The sequence below is a fragment of the Pseudomonas umsongensis genome, assembly GCF_012647205.1.
Classification (GTDB): domain Bacteria; phylum Pseudomonadota; class Gammaproteobacteria; order Pseudomonadales; family Pseudomonadaceae; genus Aquipseudomonas; species Aquipseudomonas umsongensis.
Genome location: NZ_CP051487.1, coordinates 4042792 through 4062980, shown reverse-complemented (window position 1 = coordinate 4062980; position 20189 = coordinate 4042792). Strand labels below are relative to the sequence as shown.

Sequence of the window (20189 nt, the reverse complement as noted above, 5' to 3'; positions counted from 1 at the left end):
CAACGGCGTCATGGCCTACGCTTGTTGGCAGGCCGGATGTCGTCGCGCAGGCGTTTACTGCACATGTGCAAATGGCACCCATAAAAACAAGGTACTCAGGAGGTGCGCATGTCCGCTTTGATCCGTAGCTTCAGCCGTAGTCTGTTGGTCGGCATTACCGCTGCCACGCTTTGCTCCCCGGCCTTCGCGCTGGATACCGTCAAGTTCATGGCCCCCGGTTCGGTGGGTGGCGGCTATGACCAGACGGCTCGGGTGCTCGGCAAAGCCCTGATTGAGGCCAATGCGGCCAAATCCGTCACCTTTGAGAACAAGGGTGGCGCGGGCGGTACGCTAGGGCTGGCGCAGTTTGCCAACAGCACCAAGGGCGACCCGAATGCGTTGCTGGTGGTCGGGGCGATCATGGTTGCGGGCATTGAACAGAACAAACCGCAAATCAGCTTGAAAGACGTGACGCCGATTGCCCGCCTGTTTACCGAATACAACGTGATCGCGGTGCGCAAGGACTCGCCGTACAAGACCCTCGATGACCTGATCAAGGACTTCAAGGCCAAGCCCACCAGCGTTACCTTTGGCGGTGGCTCTAAAGGCTCGATCGACCATATCGGCATTGCTGAACTGGCCGGCAAGCTGGATGTGCCGGTCAACAAGGTGAATTACATCGCCACCGGTGGTGGCGGTGAAATCGTTGCCCAGGCCCTGGGCGGCCAGATCAAGGTGATCACCGGCGGTTACGCCGAACTGGGTCAATACATCAAGAATGGCCAGTTCCGCGTGCTCGCCATCGGTGCCCCTGAGCGCGTGCCCGGGATCGATGCCCCCACCCTCAAGGAAAGTGGCTACGACGTGGTTATCGGCAACTGGCGTGGTGTCTATGGCGCCGCGGGCCTCACGCCCGAGCAACGCAAGGAAGTGACTGACGCGGTGGTTGCCGCTTCCCGGAGCAAAGTCTGGCAGGACAACATCAAGACCAACGCCTGGACGGAGAGCGTGCTGACCGGTGATGACTTCGGTAAATTCGTCGACGAAGAACACGTGCGGTTGCGCGCGATGCTGGTCAAGGTCGGGTTGCTTTGAAATGGCCGGATCGCGCAAAGGGGTGGCTGCCCAACTGGCCATCGGCATTGGCCTGATTGTCCTCAGCCTTGTGCTGGCGGTGGGTGCCTGGCGCTTTCCTCCTGAGATGGGCTTCGTAATACTGCCGGCCTATGTCTACCCCTGGGTGGTCGCGGGGTTTCTGGGGGCGGTGGGCGTGTTGTTGAGTTTTCAGGCGGTGAGTGGCGGTTTTCGCGAACTGGATAACGAACAGACCCACACCGTGGCGGGCGGCAAGGCCGGCGCGGCCTGGGTCACCGCAGGCTTGATCGGTGTGGCCGTGCTCATCAACCTTATCGGTTTCGTGCTGGCGGCCGGCTTGCTGTTTGCCTGTTCGGCGCGGGGCTTTGGCAGTCGTCATCCGCTGCGCGACCTGGCCATCGGCATGGCCCTGACCCTGCCGATCTATTGGTTGTTCAATGCCGGGCTGGGCGTCTCCCTGCCGCCGCTGGTCAACGCCTGGATCTGATCCAAGGAGATCGACAGCATGGACATTCTCGCCAACCTGGCGATGGGTTTTTCCGCAGCGCTGACGCCGATCAATCTGCTGTGGGGCTTTATCGGCTGTCTGCTGGGCACCGCCATTGGCGTATTGCCGGGCATCGGGCCGGCGCTGACGGTGGCCTTGTTGTTGCCGATCACCGCCAAGGTCGACCCCACGGGCGCCCTGATCATGTTCGCCGGGATCTACTACGGCGCGCAGTTCGGCGGTTCCACCACCTCGATCCTGCTCAATACGCCCGGTGAGTCCTCGTCCATGGTCACGGCGCTGGAAGGCAACCTCATGGCGCGCAATGGCCGGGCAGGGCCGGCGCTGGCCACGGCGGCGATCGGTTCGTTCGTGGCCGGCACCATTGCCACCGTCCTGCTGACCCTGTTCGCACCGGTGGTGGCCAGGTTGGCGCTGAATTTCGGGCCGGCGGAATATTTCGCGATCCTGGTGCTGTCCTTCACCACGGTGTCGGCGGTCCTCGGCGCCTCCATGCTTCGTGGCTTTGCGTCACTGGGGATCGGATTGACCATCGGCCTGATCGGCCTCGATTCGACGTCGGGCATTGCCCGCTACACCCTGGGCGTACCCGAACTGGTGGATGGCATCGAGGTGGTGCTGGTGGCGGTCGGTTTGTTCGCGGTCGGCGAAGCCCTGTACAGCCTGCTTTATCAAACCGAGCAGGCGGAGGGACGGCATCGCCTGACGTCGTTGTGGATGACCCGCGCCGACTGGAAACGCTCGGTGCCTGCGTGGCTGCGGGGCACGCTGATCGGTTTCCCGTTCGGCTCGATTCCGGCTGGCGGCGCAGAGATCCCGACCTTTCTGTCCTATTCCACCGAACGCAAGCTGAGCAAATACCCGAAAGAGTTTTCGGCCAACAAAGGCGAGGGCGCCATCGAGGGGGTGGCCGGCCCGGAAGCGGCCAACAATGCGAGTGCCACCGGCTCGTTGGTGCCATTACTGACCCTGGGCATCCCCACGTCCGCCACGGCGGCGATCCTGTTGGCGGCGTTCCAGAACTACAAACTGCAACCTGGGCCGATGCTCTTCGAAACCTCCGCCGACCTGGTCTGGACCCTGGTGGCCTCGCTGTACATCGGCAACGTCATCCTGCTGATATTGAACCTGCCGTTGGTGGGCCTGTGGGTCAAGTTGCTGCAGATCCCCCGGCCTTACCTCAACGCCGGGATCCTGGTGTTCGCCACCATTGGCGTCTACGGCATGCGTCATTCTTCCTTTGACCTGCTGCTGATGCTGGCCATCGGTTGGGCTGGGGTGCTGATGCGGCGCTTCGACTTCCCGGTGGCGCCGGTGATTGTCGGCATGCTGCTCGGCCCGATGGCCGAGAAACAGTTGCGCAACGCCTTGTCGATCAGTGAGGGCGACTGGACGATTTTCCTGACCCAGCCCATCTCGGCGGTTTTCATGGCCCTGACGCTGTTGGTGCTGGTGGTGCCACCGCTGTTGCATGCACGTGGTATCAAGTTGCATGAGGATGACTGAGATGTCGGTCCCCTGTAGGAGCGAGCATGCTCGCGATGAACCTGAGAGCGCCACGGGGGGCCAGGCTTCCCGCGTCATCGTTGACGACCATCGTCGGAACGCCGCCTGGAGCATGCTCGCTCCCTACGAACAGGGGATCAGGCCAGCATGGACATCAGGGCACCCTGGCGGTCCAGTTTGGCCAGGTCGTCGAAGCCGCCGATGTGCGTGTCGCCGAAGAAAATCTGCGGCACGCTGCGCCGGCCGCTGCGACTGAGCATTTCTTCGAGTTTGCCGGGCGTGCGCTGAACGTCGATCTCCTGCGGTGTCACGCCTTTGCCGGCCAGTAACGCCTTGGCGCTGCGGCAGTACGGGCAGGTGTCGGTGGTGTACAGGGTTACCGTCTTCATGAAATTTTTCCTCTGCAGCAGAGTGGTTCAGGCGTCGATAGCCGGAAAGTCGATCTCGGTCAGGGCGACGTTGTTCAGGTAGTTGGTCAGCGTCTGCGAAGCGACATGGGCGACCACTTCGACGATTTTCGCGTCATCGATGCCAGCGGCGCGGGCCGCGGCAATTTGCTCGCTGCCCAAGTGGCCACGACTTTCGGTGATTTGCCGGGCGAGCAACGCGTAGGCATCGAGCTGGCCTTCACGGGCACTGAGTATCTCCTCGCTGGAAAGCCCCGCCTTACCGGCAAACAGCGTGTGCGCCGCGAGGCAGTAGTCGCAGCCGTTGACCTGGGAGGTGGCGAGGAAAATCGCTTCCTTCTGTTTGGCGCTCAAGGACGTCTTCGTCAATGCCGCCGAGTTCTGCAGGTAGGAGGCCAGTACCGCGGGGGCGTGGGCCAGGACCCGGAACACGTTGGGCAGGAAGCCGATTTTCTTCTGTACGCCGTCGAGCAATGGGCGGGAGTTCTCGGCGGCGTGTTCGAGGCTGACAGGGTTGATGCGTGGCATGGTGATTCTCCGTGGTTGATGCGCGACAAGCGCTGGGTACGGAGTGGATGCTAATGATTCGGGCTGGCCTATTGGGTGCAAATCGTCGACGATATGCGACAGATCGTCCAGAACTGCTGCCGGGGGCCTTCATGGATCGCCTGTCCACCTTGCTTGCGCATTTCGGTGTCAATGCCGGGACCTTTCACAGCGGTGCGTTTTGCGGCACGACAGCGTTCGATGGCCGCCAGGCCTGCGGTCATTTGCATTTGCTCCAGGCGGGCGAGTTGTCCCTCAGGCTCGCGGATGACCGTGAGCTGCACATCACCGAACCGACGCTGATGTTTTTCCCCCGGCCGTATCGCCACCGCCTGCTTGCCCCACAGGACGGCGATACGCAACTGGTATGCGCGACCCTGGACTTCGACGGCGGCGCGGGTAACGCCCTCGCCATGGCGCTGCCGGATTACCTGGTGCTGAAACTGGATGAAATCCCGGCCCTGGCCAACACGTTGCAATGGTTGTTCAACGAAGCCTTCGACGGTACCTGCGGTCGCGAGGCGGTGATGGATCGGCTGTTCGAGCTGGTGGTGATCCTGTTGTTGCGGCACATCCTGAGCAGTCGCAATCAGCAGCCCGGCATGATGGCCGGTCTTGCCGATCCTCGCCTGGCGCGGCCCTTGAACCTCATGCACGAGACGCCCGGCAAGGCCTGGAGCGTGGCCGAACTGTCGGTGGCGGCCAACATGTCCCGGGCCAGTTTCGCCGAGCACTTCAAACGGGTGGTCGGGCAGGCCCCAGTGGATTATCTGGTGAGCTGGCGTATTAGCCTGGCGCAAAAGCGCCTGCGTGAAGGCAAGCCCATTGCCTTGATCGCCGAAGAGGTCGGGTATGAAAGCCCTTCGGCACTGGCCCGGGCTTTTCGTCGCAAGACCGGGGTCAGTCCCCGGCAATGGCGAGGATAAAGGTGCAGGACCTGCGGCGGCGGACTGGCGGGCCATGGGAGCTGTGCTAGCGTCTTGGGGTGAATCTCTCATTTGCGAGCCTCTGCCATGGACGAGACAATCGTTAACGTGACCACCCAGAAGTTCAATGCCCTGATTGCCGTGGTACAGGCCTACGGCGCCGCATTCGCGGTCAAGCTGCTGACCGCCATCGCCTTCTGGATTGTCGGACGCTGGCTGATCGGCTTTGCCGTCGGCATGGTGCAGAAGGCCTTGGGCAAGCAGAAGGTTGATCCGACCGTGCTGCGCTATGTGGGCTCGGCGATCACCGTGACGCTGAACATCATTCTGGTGATCGGCATCCTCGGCTACCTCGGCATGCAGACCACCACGTTCGCGGCGCTGCTGGCCGCCGTCGGCCTGGCGATCGGCATGGCCTGGTCCGGGCTGCTGGCCAACCTGGCGGCCGGCGCCTTCATCATTGTGTTGCGTCCATTCAAGGTCGGTGACTTCATCAGTGCGGGCGGAGTGGTCGGTACCGTCACCGAGATCGGCCTGTTCGCGACGGCGATCAATACCCCGGACAACGTGCTGACCCTGGTCGGCAACAACAAGATCTTCAGCGATAACATCCAGAACTTCTCCCACAATATGTTCCGTCGTGTCGAACTGAAGGCGCAATTGTCTGGCGCGGCCGACTGGAAAGCGGCGGCGGCCTTGCTCAAGGAGCGCATCGCGGCCATCCCCAATGTGCTGGCCGAGCCGGCCGTGGATGTGGAAATTCTCGAGTTCAACCTGGTCGGCCCGGTACTGGCGGTGCGGCCTTATTGCCACAATGAACATTACTGGCAGGTGTATTTCGATACCAACCGCACCATCAAGGATGCCCTCGGCGAAGCCGGCTTCCCGGCCCCAATGCCAGCGCAGACGGTGATCTTCCAGCAAGGCGCCGCGTTACCGCAGGCGATGACAAAACAATGAGTGAGCAGGGCTCGGGGCGGTCTTTCCAGACAGGCCGCCATGGGCCTGCCGTTGTGTCTTACAGGCCATGGGGAGTCAATCAATAACATGCAGGATGCGCGCCCAAACCCGACGCTGGAACTGGCGTATTGCGTCGAACGTCCGATATTCATGGACTTCCTGCAACACGCTGGACGTACCCCCGATACCGTGGCCGTGGTTTCGCAAGAGGCCACGTGTAGCTACGGTGAGCTGGAGACGATAAGCCAGCGCCTTGCCTGCTTTCTGCTGGAACAGGGCGCGAGCGCATCCGATCGGGTCGTGATCGTCTCCAGTCGCTGTGCCGGCCTGGTCTACGCCATGCTCGGTGCCTCACGGGCCGGCTTGACGTTCACCGTGGCCGATATGGCCTATCCCCGTGCGCGCATCGAACAGATCATCCAGGCGCTCAAGCCGACCTTTGTCCTGGTCTGCGGCGAGGCCACCTATGAGCCAGATCCCCAACGCGGGTCCGTCGTACGCGTGGTCGACATACCGGAAATGCCCACCGACGCGCTCAAGGCGTTCGCCGTCGAGCCAAAGGCCTTGCCCGAGGTAAACCCTGGAGACCCGGCCTATATCACCTTCACTTCGGGCAGTACCGGTGAGCCGAAAGGCATCGTCACCCATCACTCGCCCCTGGTTCATTTCATCGAATGGCATAGCCAACGTCACTCATTGACCAGGGACAGTTGTTTTTCCCTGCTGTCGGGGCTGGGCCACGACCCGGTCTACAGGGATGTGTTCACGCCGCTCTCCATTGGCGCAAAAGTCATCATCCCGGCCCAGTCGACCGTGATCGATCCAGCCGCCTTGGCGAGGTGGATACACCAGCATGGGATCACCGTCATTCACCTCACGCCGCCCTTGGGCAAACTCATTGAAACCGGCGCGAAAATCAGTGGCTTGCAGTTCAACGCGCTGCGCTATCTGTTTTGGGGTGGCGATGCCTTGAGCAGCACCCTTTACGAGCAAATACGCGCCATCGCGCCCAACGCCGTCAGCGTCAACTTCTACGGCACGACCGAAACGCCGCAGGCGATGGCTTACCATCAACTCGATCCTGCGCTCGACAATGCCAAAATCCCTCTGGGCAAAGGAATCGAGGGCGCGCAACTGTTGCTGGTCAATGAAGCCAATCAATTGGTCGGCGAAGGCCAGGTCGGGGAAATCCTGATCCGCAGCCCGTATCTGTCCCTGGGGTACTACGGCGACGCAGCACTCACCCGGGAAAAATTCGTGGTCAACCCCTTCACCCATGCCGAGGGTGATATCTGCTATCGGACCGGCGACCTGGGCACTTACCTGGCCGATGGCAGTGTCATGTTCCGCGGGCGCGGCGATAGCCAGGTGAAGATTCGCGGCCATCGCATCGAGCTGGCCGAAATCGAAGCGTCGATCTCAAGGCATCCGCGGATCAAACAGTGCGTGGTGCTGGCCAACAACGACCGTTCGAACGTGAAACTGGTGGCCTGTTGCGTTTGCGCCAAGCCTGTTGCATCGGCTGAGCTGCGTGAACAGGTGGGGCAGCAGTTGCCGGACTACATGGTGCCGGCCTTGTTCGTGTTCGTGGAGGCGATTCCACTGACGCCGAACGGCAAAATCGACAAGCGGGCGTTGCAAGCGCTTGTCGATAAACAGGCGGCACCGGTCAATAGCAGCCAAGACCTGTCGCCGCTGGCGCTCAAGTTGAGCCAGGCATGGGCGGAAATTCTTGAAGTGCCGCGCATCGATCCAGCGTTGACGTTCGTGGAGCTGGGCGGGGACTCACTCTCGTTCGTTCAGGCGTCAATGGTGCTGGAAGAGCTTATCGGTCATCTGCCCGATCAATGGGAAATGATCCCGGTACTCGAGTTGTGTGAACTGGCCAGCGACACCAAGGCCTCGAGGTTTTCGATACGGGCAATGGAAGTGCCGGTGTTTTTACGCGTGGTTTCCATCGTGTTGATTGTGATGGGGCATTTCCAGGTCGTTGAACATTGGCCGATGTTCGGCGAAACAATGGCCTTGTTCCTGGTTTCCGGGCTCAGCCTGGCAAGGTTTCAATTCAAGGCCATCAAGGAGTCCGGCAGCGTGCGCACGCTGGTCAAGTCCGTTGCCAGTATCGCGGTGCCCACGATCCTGTACACGGTGTTGGTGCAGGTGCTGTTCGATAAGGTGCATTGGCAATCCTTGCTGCTGATTTCCAATTGGTATTCGCCGAACCTGATCGGCAACTTCGTCTATTGGTACATCGAAGTATTGGTGCAGATGCTGCTGATCATCGGGTTCGTCCTGTCGTTCGAGCGCGTCAGGAACATCATCAGTGCCGACCCGTTTCGCTGTTTCGTCATTGCGACTTGCGTGTTGGCGGTGGCTGACGTGCTGATCAGTCGCTATGTGTTCGATGCAAGCGCGCTGTTCAATCGGGTGCCACAGCATTACCTGGCGATCATGGTGCTCGGAATGGCCATTCACAGTGCCAATTCGACTACCCAGAAGTGGATCGTCACGCTGGTTGCCATCGTGGTGGTAGGTTGGCAGGACATGCAGGCAATGCTGGGGTTTGGACCCCTCGCTGCCGACGTCTGGAGCCATATCGATATCGCCGTGCCTGCCGCTCTCCTGGTGATCTGGGTCCGCTCCATTCCCGTGCCCGGCCTGATGGCGAGGGGCATGGCATTGATTGCCTCCTCGACACTGTATATCTACCTGACGCACTTCCAGTTCCTGTCGGTGGCCCGGCGCATCGGCGATTATCCGCTGCTCGGGGTGGTTTTCGCCGTCGTCGGTGGTGTCGTGGTGGCTTATGCCTGGAACAAGGTCGTGCGCTGGGTATTGATGCGTGGCAACTTTGATGCCAAGAAACGTCGCGCGGATAAAGTCGAGCGGGTGGCGTGAGGGTTCCGTAAACTGGCGGCGCAACAGGCGTTGCCGCATGAATGCCGCGGCTGACATGCTTGCGCCGCCGCCTTACCACCTCAAACAAGAGACCCCCATGGCTAACCAAGACCTGACCTTCGTTCCCGATCCCGATGCGGACTCCATCTCCTCCGACGTCGCCGGTTTCGCCGGCATGCTGGTCTCCACCCAGATTCCGACCCGTGCCGATGGCAGCCTTGAACTGGGCGATATCACCCTGCAAAGCGAGTGCACCCTGCAGGCGCTGAAAGTGGCCCTGGAGCGCGCCGGCAGTTCCATGGACCGCGTATTGCACTTGACTATCTACCTCACCGACATGGCCGACCGCGCCGCCTTCAACGAGGTCTACAAGCGCTTCTTCGCCAAGCCGTGGCCCGTGCGCGCGGCTGTGGGCGTGGCGTCGTTGGCGGTTGAGGGCATGCGGGTGGAAGTTACGGCGATGGCTGCGAAGGCCTGATCTGATCCCACGCGCGCTCTGTAGGAGCCAGGCTTGCCGGCGAAGAACGATGACGCGGTTTAATTGGGTACATATCCATTGCTGCGGTAACGGCCACTTATGGTTTCGCCCTTACGGCGAGTCCCTTTTGGCAAACGCCCCAAAAGGAACCAAAAGGTCTTGCCCACCACTCGGTGCCTCGCTAAGGCTCGGCATGCCCTCACTCCGGCATTGCTCCGTGGGTCGCCGCGATGGGCCATCCCTGGCCCAGCGCGGCTAAACCGGCGTCCTGCCGGTTTACCCACTGCGCAATGCCTGCGTTCGGCCAGCGTGGTTAACGGGGCGCCCGCGATCAACAGCAAAGCGAGGCGGCCTTAAAGCCGACCTGACTTTTCCGGTTACCCCCAATGATCGTTCCCACGCTCTGCGTCACTAGTGTCCGGTAAAAACCGAAGGGGGAGCTTGCTCCCCCTTGCTGTTGGCGGCCGTCAGTCATAATCGGATTTTTCAGACTCGATTTTGGCTCATGTTTACCAGCACCCGTTTAGCCCACCTGCTCAGTGCGATCCCGCGCCAGTTCTTTCGGCAATCCACCGAAAGGCACCAGGCTGATCGCTACGTCAAACGCTGCACGTCCTGGCAATTGCTGGTGACACTGGTCAGCGGTCATGTAACCCAAGCCTTAAGCCTGCGGTCCTTGGCGACTTTCTCCGAAACTCTAAGCCCGCATAGCTACCATCTTAAAGCGGGTCCCGTCGCCCGCTCGACCCTGTCGGATGCCTTGAACAAGCGTGACTACCGGCCATTCCAGGACCTTTGCGAGTTGCTGTTGCGCGGCATCAGCCGCCAGCAGCGCAAAGAAGTCGGTGCCATGGTTAGCCTGCTTGATTCCACGTCGATCACTTTGCGCGGACCTCACTTCGATGGCTGGACAGCCGCCACGAAAACCCGCATTACGCAGGGCTTGAAAGTACATGTCGGGCTAGATTTGGCACAGTTGGCCCCGGTGTACGTCAACATCACTCCTGCCAACGTCAACGACCTGAGCGATGCACTGGAAATGCCGATTCAGGCCGGCATGACGTATGTCTTTGACAAGGGCTATTGCGATTACAACTGGTGGCACCAGTTGCAGACCAAAGGCGCTTTTTTCGTCACCCGCCTGAAGAAAAACGCCAATATCAAAGTGCTGCACAAGCACTCGACCGTAGCCGAGCAAAGCCCGGTCATGACCGATGAAGTCATTCTGTTCGGCAAAAAGCATCTGGGCGGTAAGCGTCTGAATGACTACCGAGAAACGCCGGTAAGACGCGTGGTGGTTGAGCGCGAGGGACATGCCACGCCATTAATCCTAGTGACCAACGACTTCGCAAGAACAGCTGAAGAAGTCGCGGGCTTGTACAAAGATCGCTGGAAGATCGAGCTGTTTTTCAAGTGGATCAAGCAACATCTGAAACTCAAACGCTTCTATGCCTTCTCTGAAAACGCCGTGCGCCTGCAGATTTACAGTGCCTTGATCAGCTACTTGTTACTGCACCTTTTCCATCGTCGTTCAGGATTTACCGGTTCGTTGTTCGAGCTGACGGTTCGCATATCTCACGTCCTGCACGAACGGCCCGCTACTCCAGAACTGAGGGATCGACGAAGGCAGGAGCGAGAAAAGCTGAAGGCTGCCCAAGGCAGCCTTCAGCTATGAAACATGTTTACCGGACACTAGTGACGCTCTGCGTGGGAATGCATCCTGTGACGCTCCGCGTCACCGTTGCGCATTGCTCACGTCGTGTGTCGTCTGCGGAACGCGGAGCGTCCCTGGCGGCGTTCCCACGCAGAGCGTGGGAACGATCAATGCGCACGGCTCCCGATCAGGTCGGCTGTCAGGCCGCCTCGCTTTCGCGTTTGATCTTGATCTGGCTTTTGATTTTCTTGCCCCATCGCGGCGACCCACGGAGCAGGACCGGAGCGAGGGCATGCCGAGCACTAGCGAGGCACCGAACGCCAGGGGCAAGAGCCCTTGGTTACTTGGGGCCGGGCGGCGTTCCGTTTTTCCAAGTGACTCGCTGTAAGAGCGAAACCATAGGTGGCCGTTACCGCAGGAATGGATATGTACACCGTAAAAATAGATTCGCCTATAAGGCCGCCTTCGCCGGCAAGCCGGGCTCCTACAGGGTTTATGCGGTACATGCGATGTTGAAGGTTCGCTCCCGAACCCGCCACCTGGCAGTACACGGGTGCCCCGCGCTCATTTCACCGCTACAATGCGCGCCTCGACCGTGACAGCCTGACTAAAAAATATATGTCCCTGCCCAAACATCACCTGGAATTGCTCAGCCCCGCCCGTGACGTGGCCATCGCCCGTGAGGCGATCCTGCATGGCGCCGACGCCGTTTACCTCGGTGGCCCAAGTTTCGGCGCGCGCCACAACGCCTGCAACGAGGTGAGCGATATCGCCGCGCTGGTGGAGTTCGCCCATCGCTACCACGCCCGGGTGTTCACCACGATCAATACGATCCTGCACGACAACGAGCTGGAGCCGGCCCGCCAGTTGATCCATCAACTGTACGACGCCGGTGTCGACGCGCTGATCGTCCAGGACCTGGGTGTGATGGAGCTGGACATCCCGCCGATCGAGCTGCACGCCAGCACCCAGACCGATATCCGTACCCTGGAGCGGGCGAAGTTCCTCGACCAGGCCGGCTTTTCGCAACTGGTTCTGGCCCGCGAGCTGAACCTGCAAGAGATCCGCGCCATTGCCGATGAAACAGAGGCGGCGATCGAGTTCTTTATCCACGGTGCGTTGTGCGTGGCGTTTTCCGGCCAGTGCAATATTTCCCACGCGCAGACCGGCCGCAGCGCCAACCGCGGTGACTGCTCCCAGGCCTGCCGCCTGCCGTACACCCTCAAGGACGAGAAGGGCGGGGTGATCGCCTACGAGAAACACCTGCTGTCCATGAAGGACAACAACCAGAGCGCCAACATTCGTGCACTGGTGGAAGCTGGCGTGCGCTCGTTCAAGATCGAAGGGCGTTACAAGGACATGGGCTACGTGAAAAACATCACCGCCTACTACCGCCAGCGCCTGGACGCCGTGCTCGAAGACCGTCCGGACCTGGCCCGCGCGTCCAGCGGCCGCACCGCGCATTTCTTCCTGCCCGATCCGGACAAGACCTTCCACCGAGGCAGTACCGACTACTTCGTCAGCGAACGCAAGATCGACATCGGCGCCTTCGACTCGCCGACCTTCACCGGCCTGCCCGTGGGCGTGGTGGAAAAAGTCGGCAAGCGCGATCTGCTGGTGGTCACCCACGAGCCGCTGTCCAACGGTGACGGCCTCAACGTACTGGTCAAGCGTGAAGTGGTGGGTTGGCGGACCAACATCGCAGAAGCTAAAGGCGAGTTCGAAGAAGACGGCGAGAAGCGCTATCGCTACCGCGTCGAGCCCAACGAGATGCCCAAGGGCTTGCACCAGTTGCGCCCGAATCACCCGCTGAGTCGCAACCTGGATCACAACTGGGCCCAAGCGCTGCAAAAAACCTCGGCCGAGCGCCGGATCGGTCTGTCCTGGGTCGCCCGCTTGCGCGAGGAGCGCCTGGAACTGACCGCCACCAGCGAAGAGGGCGTCAGCGCCAGCGTTGCCCTGGACGGGCCATTCGGTGTGGCCAACAAGCCGCAGCAGGCCCTTGAGCAACTTCATGACCTGCTGGGTCAATTGGGCACCACCGAATACCACGCCACCGACATCAAGCTGGATGCACCGCAGGCGTACTTCATTCCCAACTCGCAGCTCAAGGCCTTGCGTCGCGAAGTGATCGAGGTGTTGACCGATGCACGCATCCAGGCCCATCCACGGGGTGGCCGCAAGGCCGAGACCAGCCCGCCGCCGGTGTATCCGGAGTCGCACCTGTCGTTCCTGGCCAACGTCTACAACCAGAAGGCCCGCGACTTCTATCACCGTCACGGGGTCAAGCTGATCGATGCGGCCTACGAGGCCCATGAAGAAACCGGCGAAGTCCCGGTGATGATCACCAAGCACTGCCTGCGGTTCTCCTTCAACCTGTGCCCCAAGCAGGCCAAGGGCGTGACGGGCGTGCGCACCAAGGTCGCCCCGATGCAGTTGATCCACGGCGACGAAGTGCTGACGTTGAAATTCGACTGCAAGCCGTGCGAGATGCACGTGATCGGCAAGATGAAGGGGCATATCCTCGATCTGCCGCAACCGGGCAGTGTGCAGCAGGTCGTCGGGCACATCAGCCCCGAAGACCTGCTCAAGACCATCCATCGCGCACCCCACTGAGTGACCGTCGAGCGCGCAGTCAAGGCTGCGCGCTCGTCAACTCACCCTACGGGGCTGCTCACCTCAAGTCGAAGCGGTCCAGGTTCATCACCTTGGTCCAGGCCGCCACAAAGTCCTTCACGAACTTTTCCTCGCCGTTGCTGGCATAGAACTCCGACAGCGCGCGCAATTGCGAGTTGGAGCCAAAGACCAGGTCGACTCGCGTCCCCGTCCACTTTTTCTGGCCGGTCTTGCGATCGCTTGCTTCAAACTCTTCCTGGGTGTCCGACACCGGTTTCCACTCCACGCCCATGTCCAGCAGGTTGGTGAAGAAATCGGTGGTCAGTGCCTCGGGCCGAGTGGTGAAGACGCCGTGGGAAGTCTGTCCGACGTTGGTGTTGAGCACGCGCATGCCGCCAATCAACACGGTCATTTCCGGCGCTGTGAGGGTCAGCAACTGTGCCTTGTCGATCAACAGCGACTCTGCCGATACGCGGTATCGCCCCTTGAGGTAATTGCGGAAGCCATCGGCAATCGGTTCGAGAAAACCGAAGGATTCGACATCGGTCTGCTCCTGGGAAGCGTCTGTGCGCCCCGGCGAGAAAGGCACCGTGATCGTGTGTCCGGCATTTTTAGCAGCCTGTTCAACGCCTGCACAACCGGCAAGCACGATCAGGTCGGCCAGGGAGATCTTCTTGCCACCGGCGTTGAATTCCTGCTGGATACTCTCCAGTTTTGAAAGTATCCCCGCCAGTTGCTCGGGCTGGTTGGCCTGCCAGAATTTCTGTGGGGCCAGGCGCAAGCGCCCTCCGTTGGCACCGCCGCGCTTGTCCGAACCGCGGAAGCTGGATGCCGCGGCCCAGGCCGTCGAGACCAGTTGCGAGACCGACAGTCCCGAGGCCAGCAGTTTGCTTTTCAGGGCCGCGATGTCGCTGTCGTTGACCAGCGGATGATCGACTGCAGGTATCGGGTCCTGCCACAGCAGTTCTTCATTGGGCATTTCCGGGCCAAGGTAGCGCGAGAGCGGGCCCATGTCGCGGTGCAGCAGCTTGTACCAGGCGCGGGCGAACGCGTCGGCCAGTTGATCGGGGTTCTGCAGAAAGCGCCGTGCAATCGGCTCGTAGATCGGGTCGAAGCGCAGCGCCAGGTCCGTGGTCAGCATGGTCGGGTTGCGACGTTTGGTTGGATCGTGCGCGTCGGGAATAATCCCGGCGCCAGCACCGTTCTTCGGCGTCCACTGATGGGCGCCCGCCGGGCTCTTGGTCAGTTCCCATTCGAAACCGAACACGTTCTCCAGGAAGTTGTTGCTCCATTTCGTCGGCGTGGTGGTCCAGGTCACTTCCAGGCCACTGGTGATGGTGTCGGGGCCTTTGCCGGTGCCAAAGCTGTTCTTCCAGCCCAGCCCTTGCATTTCGAGGCCAGCGGCTTCGGGTTCGGCACCGACATTGTCGGCAGGTCCAGCGCCGTGGGTCTTGCCGAACGCGTGACCGCCGGCAATCAGCGCCACGGTTTCCTCGTCATTCATGGCCATGCGGCCGAACGTCTCGCGGATATCCTTGCCGGCGGCTACCGGGTCCGGGTTGCCTTCCGGACCTTCCGGGTTGACATAGATCAGGCCCATTTGCACGGCCGCCAGCGGGTTCTCCAGATTGCGTCCTTGCTCGGTACGGCTCTCCTCATTTTCCCCGGGCTCAGCGACAAGTGGGCCTTCGCCGGGCTCCTGCATGGCTTTTTGCGCCTTGTCGTAGCGTACGTCGCCACCCAGCCATTTGTTTTCCGAGCCCCAGTAGACATCCTCGTCCGGTTCCCAGACGTCAGGCCGGCCACCGGAAAAGCCGAAGGTCTTGAAGCCCATGGTTTCGAGCGCGACGTTACCGGTCAGGACGATCAGGTCGGCCCAGGAAATGTTATTGCCGTACTTTTGCTTGATCGGCCACAGCAGGCGGCGGGCCTTGTCCAGGCTGACGTTGTCGGGCCAACTGTTGAGCGGCGCAAAGCGTTGCTGGCCAGAGCCGGCGCCGCCTCGGCCATCGCCTGTACGGTAGGTGCCCGCGGCGTGCCAGGACATGCGCACGAACAGCGGTCCGTAGTGTCCGAAGTCCGCAGGCCACCAGTCTTGAGAGTCAGTCATCAAGGCGGTCAGGTCACGCTTGAGCGCGGCAAAATCCAGGGCCTTGAACGCCTCGGCGTAGTTGAAACCCTCGTCCGCGGGGGAGGACAGGGACGAGTGCTGGTGCAGGATCTTCAGATTCAGCTGGTTCGGCCACCAATCGCGGTTCGTGGTGCCACCACCAGCGGCATGATTGAACGGGCATTTCGTTTCAGTTCCCATCTGTGAGCTACCTTTGGTCGTGTTCATTCAGCCATCGTTCCGTTTCGGGCACGATGGCGGTGAGTGAAATCAATGACTCAGGCTGTTGGCCCAGCAAGTCGATCAACTGATCATCGTGGCCAAATGGGCATCTCCGGCACTGGCAAGCGAATTGCCAACGGGATGACCCACGGTATGCCTAGTCGGTTTCTGACTCCCGCGTTATCTTCTTATCAGGTCTCGACCGGCCAGACGGCACCGGCGTTAGATAAGGCTAGACCGCCCTTGGGCAGACGGCTAATAGCTGGAGTATTTGTAGCCGATAGGCGGAATCTTTCAAGGCGTCTTCGATTACTGTCGAGCACCGCTCAGTTCCTTCCCCCAAGGCAGCTGAAAGGGGGCAGGTAAGGGCGGCGACGGATTGATAGCTATTTGCCACATCAGCCGACCATTGGCATGGCGAACAGCGCCTTCCTGTGCCTTACTCGGGAATCGGTCCGGGGAGGGCAGTGGATGCGACATAGAGGCGCACAATTCTGGCTTTGGCTCAATAAACGCCTGCCCGTCAAAAGCTACGAAGACGTACTGGTGGACGGCAGGCAGATCGAGGTCCAGGCCCGCATTACCCCGCAGGGCATGACCCAGGTATTCATCGGGATCTACGCCGCCAATGGTTCTTCGATTTGCGAAGAATTTCATGACCGCAGCCTGCGCGAGCCGTTTGCGCTGGCGCTGCAGTGGGGTGGTCAGCGGGCCAGGGCGATTCTCCTGGAGACCCAGCCGTTCATTGCGCCCCATCGAGCCCAATTGACCTTGAGCACGATCATCACTGACGAAACGGTATTGGCCTTGCGTCGTCTGGAGATGAGCAAGTACGAGCGCTTGAAAATCATGGCCGACGATGCCCAGGCCGAATACACGGCGGCACTGTCGGCCATGCTCGAGCTGATGCGTTCACCCAAAGTCGATCCCCAAGTGTGGGATGAACACAGTGAACGGTTGCGCCAGGCCATTGATCGACGGGTCTGCGTACAACGCAGTTATCTGTCTTGATTCATTATTTACGTCTGGGCAGTGTCCAGTTCGGTCGTATGAAGTGGCAGGTGTAACCGTTAGGGTAATGCTCGAGGTAATCCTGATGCTCGGGCTCCGCTTCCCAGAATGGGCCGGCGGGGGCTATTTCCGTGACCACCTTGCCGGGCCAGAGGCCGGAGGCGTCAACGTCGGCCACGGTGTCTTCGGCGATGCGTTTCTGCTCGTCATCCAGGTAAAAGAGTGCCGAACGATAGCTCGTCCCCAGGTCATTGCCCTGGCGGTTTCTGGTGCTCGGGTCATGGATCTGGAAGAAAAACTCGAGGATCTGGCGATAGCTGATCTGCTCCGGGTCGAAGACGATTTCGATCGCTTCGGCGTGGGTGCCATGGTTGCGATAGGTGGCATTGGGTACATCGCCCCCCGAGTAACCGACACGCGTGGAAATCACCCCCGGGTAGCGTCGAAACAGGTCCTGCATGCCCCAGAAGCAGCCGCCAGCGAGGATGGCGGTTTCAGTGTTCGTCGTCATCAGTACGCACCTCCCATCAAAGAGCGGCCTCCATGGCGGAGGCCGTCAGACCCTCAATGCATCTTGCTGTGATCCATATTGCCATGATCCATCGTATTCAGTGCCTTTGCCGGCGCGTTCACCTGGATCGTTTCTTTCTCGCCCTTGGCGTTTTCCACGGTCAGGTTCAGGGGCACGCTATCGCCTTCCTTGATCTGGCCCGTCAGGTCCATGAGCATGACGTGGTAGCCATGGGGATCGAAGCTCACCGCCTTGCCGGCCGGCAATGCCACGGACTCGACCTGCTGCATGCTCATCACATCGTCCTTCATGCTCGACTGGTGAACCTGCACCGTCTTCGCCACGGGCGATTGCACGCTGAGCAGCTTGCTGTCGCTGTCGGCCTGCAAGGTCATGAAGGCGCCGCTCGAAGGCTGGCCGGCCACCGTCGCCCTGACCCAGGCATCGTTGACCCTGGTTTGCGCGGACACCTGCCACGCCATGCCGATCAGGGCCATTCCCAGTACAAGCTGTTTAAAGCTTGGTGCGCAAAACGAAGTCATCAGCAAACCTCCATGACGGTGAGCAGGTCTTCTGCGCACTCTTGAGCGGTAAGGGACGCGGACAGGCCGAGGCGCAAATTGCCCCGGGAGTCGAACACGAAGCTGGTCGCGGTATGGGACAGGGTGTAGGTGTCGCCGCTTGGGACTTTTTCGAAGAATACGCCGAACTCCTTGGCGGTGGCGGCGGTTTCTTCCAGGGTGCCGTACAGCGCCTCGAAACTCGGGTCGAAGGCCTTTACGTATTTGTCGAGCAACTCGGGTGTATCGCGCTCAGGGTCCAGGGTGATGAAGATCACTTGCAGGCGCTCGCCATCGCGGCCCATCAGTTTTTTCGCCTGGGCGGCGCGGGCCAGCGTAGTCGGGCAGACCGCCGGGCATTGGGTGAAGCCGAAGAAGATCATCGGCATCATGCCCTGGTAGCTGCCGAGCATCCGGGTTTCGCCCTCGGTGTCCTTGAGCTTGAAGGAGCGGCCCATGATCTTGTCGCTCAGGTCCTTGCCGTACTTGAACGACAGCTTGCTGCTGTCATCGCAGCCGGCGAGCAGGCCGAGGCTCAACAGGCTCATGCCTTGCAGGACTGTGCGGCGGGAATACAACGTACTCATGGAAAAAAGCTTCCTGTGTGCAACAGAGAAAACACAGTGCCTGACGGATCAGGCGAAAAAAAGCGCAGGGATGTTAACAAACTGTTGCCCGTTGGCGCTCAATCGATGGCCAGCCGGTCATGCGCCAAAAGGTCGCGGGGGCTTGAATACATGAAAATACAATTGGCCGGGAAGCGGACACATTGCAGATACATCAGTGGGGTTATATCGGGCTGTCCAAATCTCATCGAGAGCACTGCCATGATCCGCAAATTGCAGCAAGCCGCCAGTTTCCTTAGCCAGAGCGCGCGTTTGATGGTGGGCGTTCCTGATTACGACAACTATGTCGCACAGAGGGCGATCAGCCATCCGGGCGAGCCGGTGATGACCTACGAGGCGTTTTTCCGTGAGCGTCAGGACGCGCGTTTTGGGCGCGGGAAATGTAATACGCGGTGTTGCTGACGCTGCAAATTCCCCCGCGCCCCGAGGATGTACTCGATCTACTGTGGGAGCGGGCTTGCTCGCGAAGGCAGCCTGACAGCCGACCAATCTCTCGCGGCTGTACGCGATCCACTGTAGGAGCGAGCCTGCTCGCGATGGCGGCCTGACAGCGTACATATCCATTCCTGCGGTAACGGCCACCTAGGGTTTCGCTCTTACAGCGAGTCACTTGGAAAAACGGAACGCCGCCCGGCCCTAAGTAACCAAGGGCTCTTGCCCCTGACGTTCGGTGCCTCGCTAATGCTCGGCATGCCCTCGCTCCGGTCCTGCTCCGTGGGCCCGCCGCGATGGGCCATCCATGGCCCAGCGCGGCTAAACCGGCATCCATGCCGGTTTACCCACTGCACAGAACCTCCACTCGGCCTCACGAGGGGGCAAGAAAATCAAAAGCCAAATCAAAAGCAACAGCCAAAGCGAGGCGGCCTGACAGCCGACCTGATGGCAGGTCTGTCCGCATTCCCCTGTGGGAGCGAGCCTGCTCGCGATGAACGTCCAGACATCGCGTTCATTCAGACAGGGCGCGTTATCGTTGACGTCCATCGCGAGCAGGCTCGCTCCCACAGGGGATCAGGTGTAACCGTAAAAGTCAGGTCGGCTATCAGGGCGCCTCGCGTTTGTTTTTGATCTGGGTGCCCCGTTAACCACGATGGCCGAACGCAGCATTGCGCAGTGGGGAAACCGGCAGGACGCCGGTTTAGCCGCGCTGGGCCAGGGATGGCCCATCGCGGCGACCCACGGAGCAATGCCGGAGAGAGGGCATGCCGAGCCACAGCGAGGCACCGAGTGGTGGGGCAAAGCCTTTTGCTTCCTTTTTGGCGTTTGAAAAAGGGAGTCGCCGTAAGGGCGAAACCATAAGCCGCCGTTACCGCAGCAATGGATATGTACTCCAACAACATCGCCCACAGGCTTCGACGCATCATGGATCAACGTTGGTAGAAGCGCCGATGGCAATCGTCACAGGTTGACGGACAGGCTCATGGCATGAGGGGGTAAGAAAATCAAAAGCCAACGCAACGACGAGGCGGCCGCTGGGCACCTGACACCCCTCGGCGCTCTCAGGTTCATCGCGAGCATGCTCGCTCCTACAGGTTTTGCGCACTTTTAAAGCGCGGTGACCGAAAGCGTGCACCAGTGC

Annotated in this window: 17 protein-coding genes; 11 read left to right on the top strand and 6 right to left on the bottom strand. The window is 60.6% G+C overall.

Annotated elements, in window-relative coordinates:
* Positions 1-108: 108 nt before the first annotated feature.
* The 3 genes from HGP31_RS18215 to HGP31_RS18205 are packed head-to-tail and all read left to right on the top strand — an operon-like array spanning position 109 to position 3088.
* A complete protein-coding gene (locus tag HGP31_RS18215; RefSeq protein ID WP_020797720.1) occupies positions 109-1074 on the top strand; it encodes a Bug family tripartite tricarboxylate transporter substrate binding protein in 966 nt (321 codons plus the stop codon).
* Position 1075: 1 nt separating this feature from the next.
* Positions 1076-1561, top strand: a complete 486-nt coding sequence (locus tag HGP31_RS18210; RefSeq protein ID WP_168758340.1) for a tripartite tricarboxylate transporter TctB family protein — start codon at positions 1076-1078, stop codon at positions 1559-1561.
* A gap of 18 nt (positions 1562-1579) precedes the next feature.
* Positions 1580-3088: a tripartite tricarboxylate transporter permease gene (locus HGP31_RS18205; RefSeq protein ID WP_168758339.1), complete on the top strand. Its 1509-nt coding sequence runs from the start codon at positions 1580-1582 to the stop codon at positions 3086-3088.
* Positions 3089-3225: 137 nt separating this feature from the next.
* On the opposite strand, the gene grxC is transcribed toward HGP31_RS18205, so the two are convergent.
* Together grxC and HGP31_RS18195 are read right to left on the bottom strand one after the other, a co-directional pair.
* Positions 3226-3477 carry a glutaredoxin 3 gene (grxC, locus tag HGP31_RS18200; protein ID WP_020797723.1) on the bottom strand — a complete coding sequence of 84 codons (252 nt, stop codon included), beginning with the start codon at positions 3475-3477 and terminating at the stop codon, positions 3226-3228.
* 27 nt (positions 3478-3504) lie between these two features.
* Positions 3505-4023, bottom strand: a complete 519-nt coding sequence (locus HGP31_RS18195; RefSeq protein WP_020797724.1) for a carboxymuconolactone decarboxylase family protein — start codon at positions 4021-4023, stop codon at positions 3505-3507.
* Between the two features lie 131 nt (positions 4024-4154).
* On the opposite strand from HGP31_RS18195, the gene HGP31_RS18190 reads away from it, so the two are divergent.
* The 6 genes from HGP31_RS18190 to HGP31_RS18165 all read left to right on the top strand — a co-directional run bounded on the left by HGP31_RS18190 (position 4155) and on the right by HGP31_RS18165 (position 13573).
* Positions 4155-4967, top strand: coding sequence for an AraC family transcriptional regulator (locus HGP31_RS18190; protein WP_168758338.1), 813 nt, complete (start codon positions 4155-4157; stop codon positions 4965-4967).
* Positions 4968-5054: 87 nt separating this feature from the next.
* Positions 5055-5927 (top strand): mechanosensitive ion channel family protein, encoded by an 873-nt coding sequence (locus HGP31_RS18185; RefSeq protein ID WP_033044521.1) that lies wholly within the window; start codon positions 5055-5057, stop codon positions 5925-5927.
* A gap of 87 nt (positions 5928-6014) precedes the next feature.
* Positions 6015-8825: an amino acid adenylation domain-containing protein gene (locus tag HGP31_RS18180; protein ID WP_020797726.1), complete on the top strand. Its 2811-nt coding sequence runs from the start codon at positions 6015-6017 to the stop codon at positions 8823-8825.
* Between the two features lie 97 nt (positions 8826-8922).
* On the top strand, positions 8923-9303 hold the full coding sequence (locus tag HGP31_RS18175) for a RidA family protein (protein WP_033044524.1): 381 nt from the start codon (positions 8923-8925) through the stop codon (positions 9301-9303).
* Positions 9304-9808: 505 nt separating this feature from the next.
* Positions 9809-10978 carry an IS4 family transposase gene (locus tag HGP31_RS18170; RefSeq protein ID WP_168757130.1) on the top strand — a complete coding sequence of 390 codons (1170 nt, stop codon included), beginning with the start codon at positions 9809-9811 and terminating at the stop codon, positions 10976-10978.
* A 597-nt stretch (positions 10979-11575) separates the two neighbouring features.
* Positions 11576-13573, top strand: coding sequence for a peptidase U32 family protein (locus tag HGP31_RS18165; RefSeq protein ID WP_083349303.1), 1998 nt, complete (start codon positions 11576-11578; stop codon positions 13571-13573).
* Between the two features lie 58 nt (positions 13574-13631).
* Here the strand turns inward: HGP31_RS18165 and katG are convergent, their stop codons facing one another.
* Positions 13632-15884, bottom strand: coding sequence for a catalase/peroxidase HPI (gene katG / locus HGP31_RS18160; RefSeq protein WP_168758337.1), 2253 nt, complete (start codon positions 15882-15884; stop codon positions 13632-13634).
* Positions 15885-16376: 492 nt separating this feature from the next.
* Between katG and HGP31_RS18155 the strand changes: the two genes are divergently transcribed.
* Entirely contained in the window at positions 16377-16916 is a 540-nt protein-coding gene (locus HGP31_RS18155; protein WP_168758336.1) for a hypothetical protein, read from the top strand.
* Positions 16917-16920: 4 nt separating this feature from the next.
* On the opposite strand, the gene msrA is transcribed toward HGP31_RS18155, so the two are convergent.
* The 3 genes from msrA to HGP31_RS18140 are packed head-to-tail and all read right to left on the bottom strand — an operon-like array spanning position 16921 to position 18574.
* Positions 16921-17427, bottom strand: coding sequence for a peptide-methionine (S)-S-oxide reductase MsrA (gene msrA, locus HGP31_RS18150; protein WP_033044096.1), 507 nt, complete (start codon positions 17425-17427; stop codon positions 16921-16923).
* 53 nt (positions 17428-17480) lie between these two features.
* Positions 17481-17969 (bottom strand): copper chaperone PCu(A)C, encoded by a 489-nt coding sequence (locus HGP31_RS18145; RefSeq protein ID WP_168758335.1) that lies wholly within the window; start codon positions 17967-17969, stop codon positions 17481-17483.
* Positions 17969-18574 carry an SCO family protein gene (locus tag HGP31_RS18140; RefSeq protein WP_020800942.1) on the bottom strand — a complete coding sequence of 202 codons (606 nt, stop codon included), beginning with the start codon at positions 18572-18574 and terminating at the stop codon, positions 17969-17971. Before HGP31_RS18140 ends, HGP31_RS18145 begins: the two co-directional genes overlap by 1 nt.
* Before the next feature lie 240 nt (positions 18575-18814).
* Between HGP31_RS18140 and HGP31_RS18135 the strand changes: the two genes are divergently transcribed.
* Positions 18815-19015, top strand: coding sequence for a YbdD/YjiX family protein (locus HGP31_RS18135; protein WP_033044098.1), 201 nt, complete (start codon positions 18815-18817; stop codon positions 19013-19015).
* The last annotated feature ends 1174 nt before the right edge of the window (positions 19016-20189 follow it).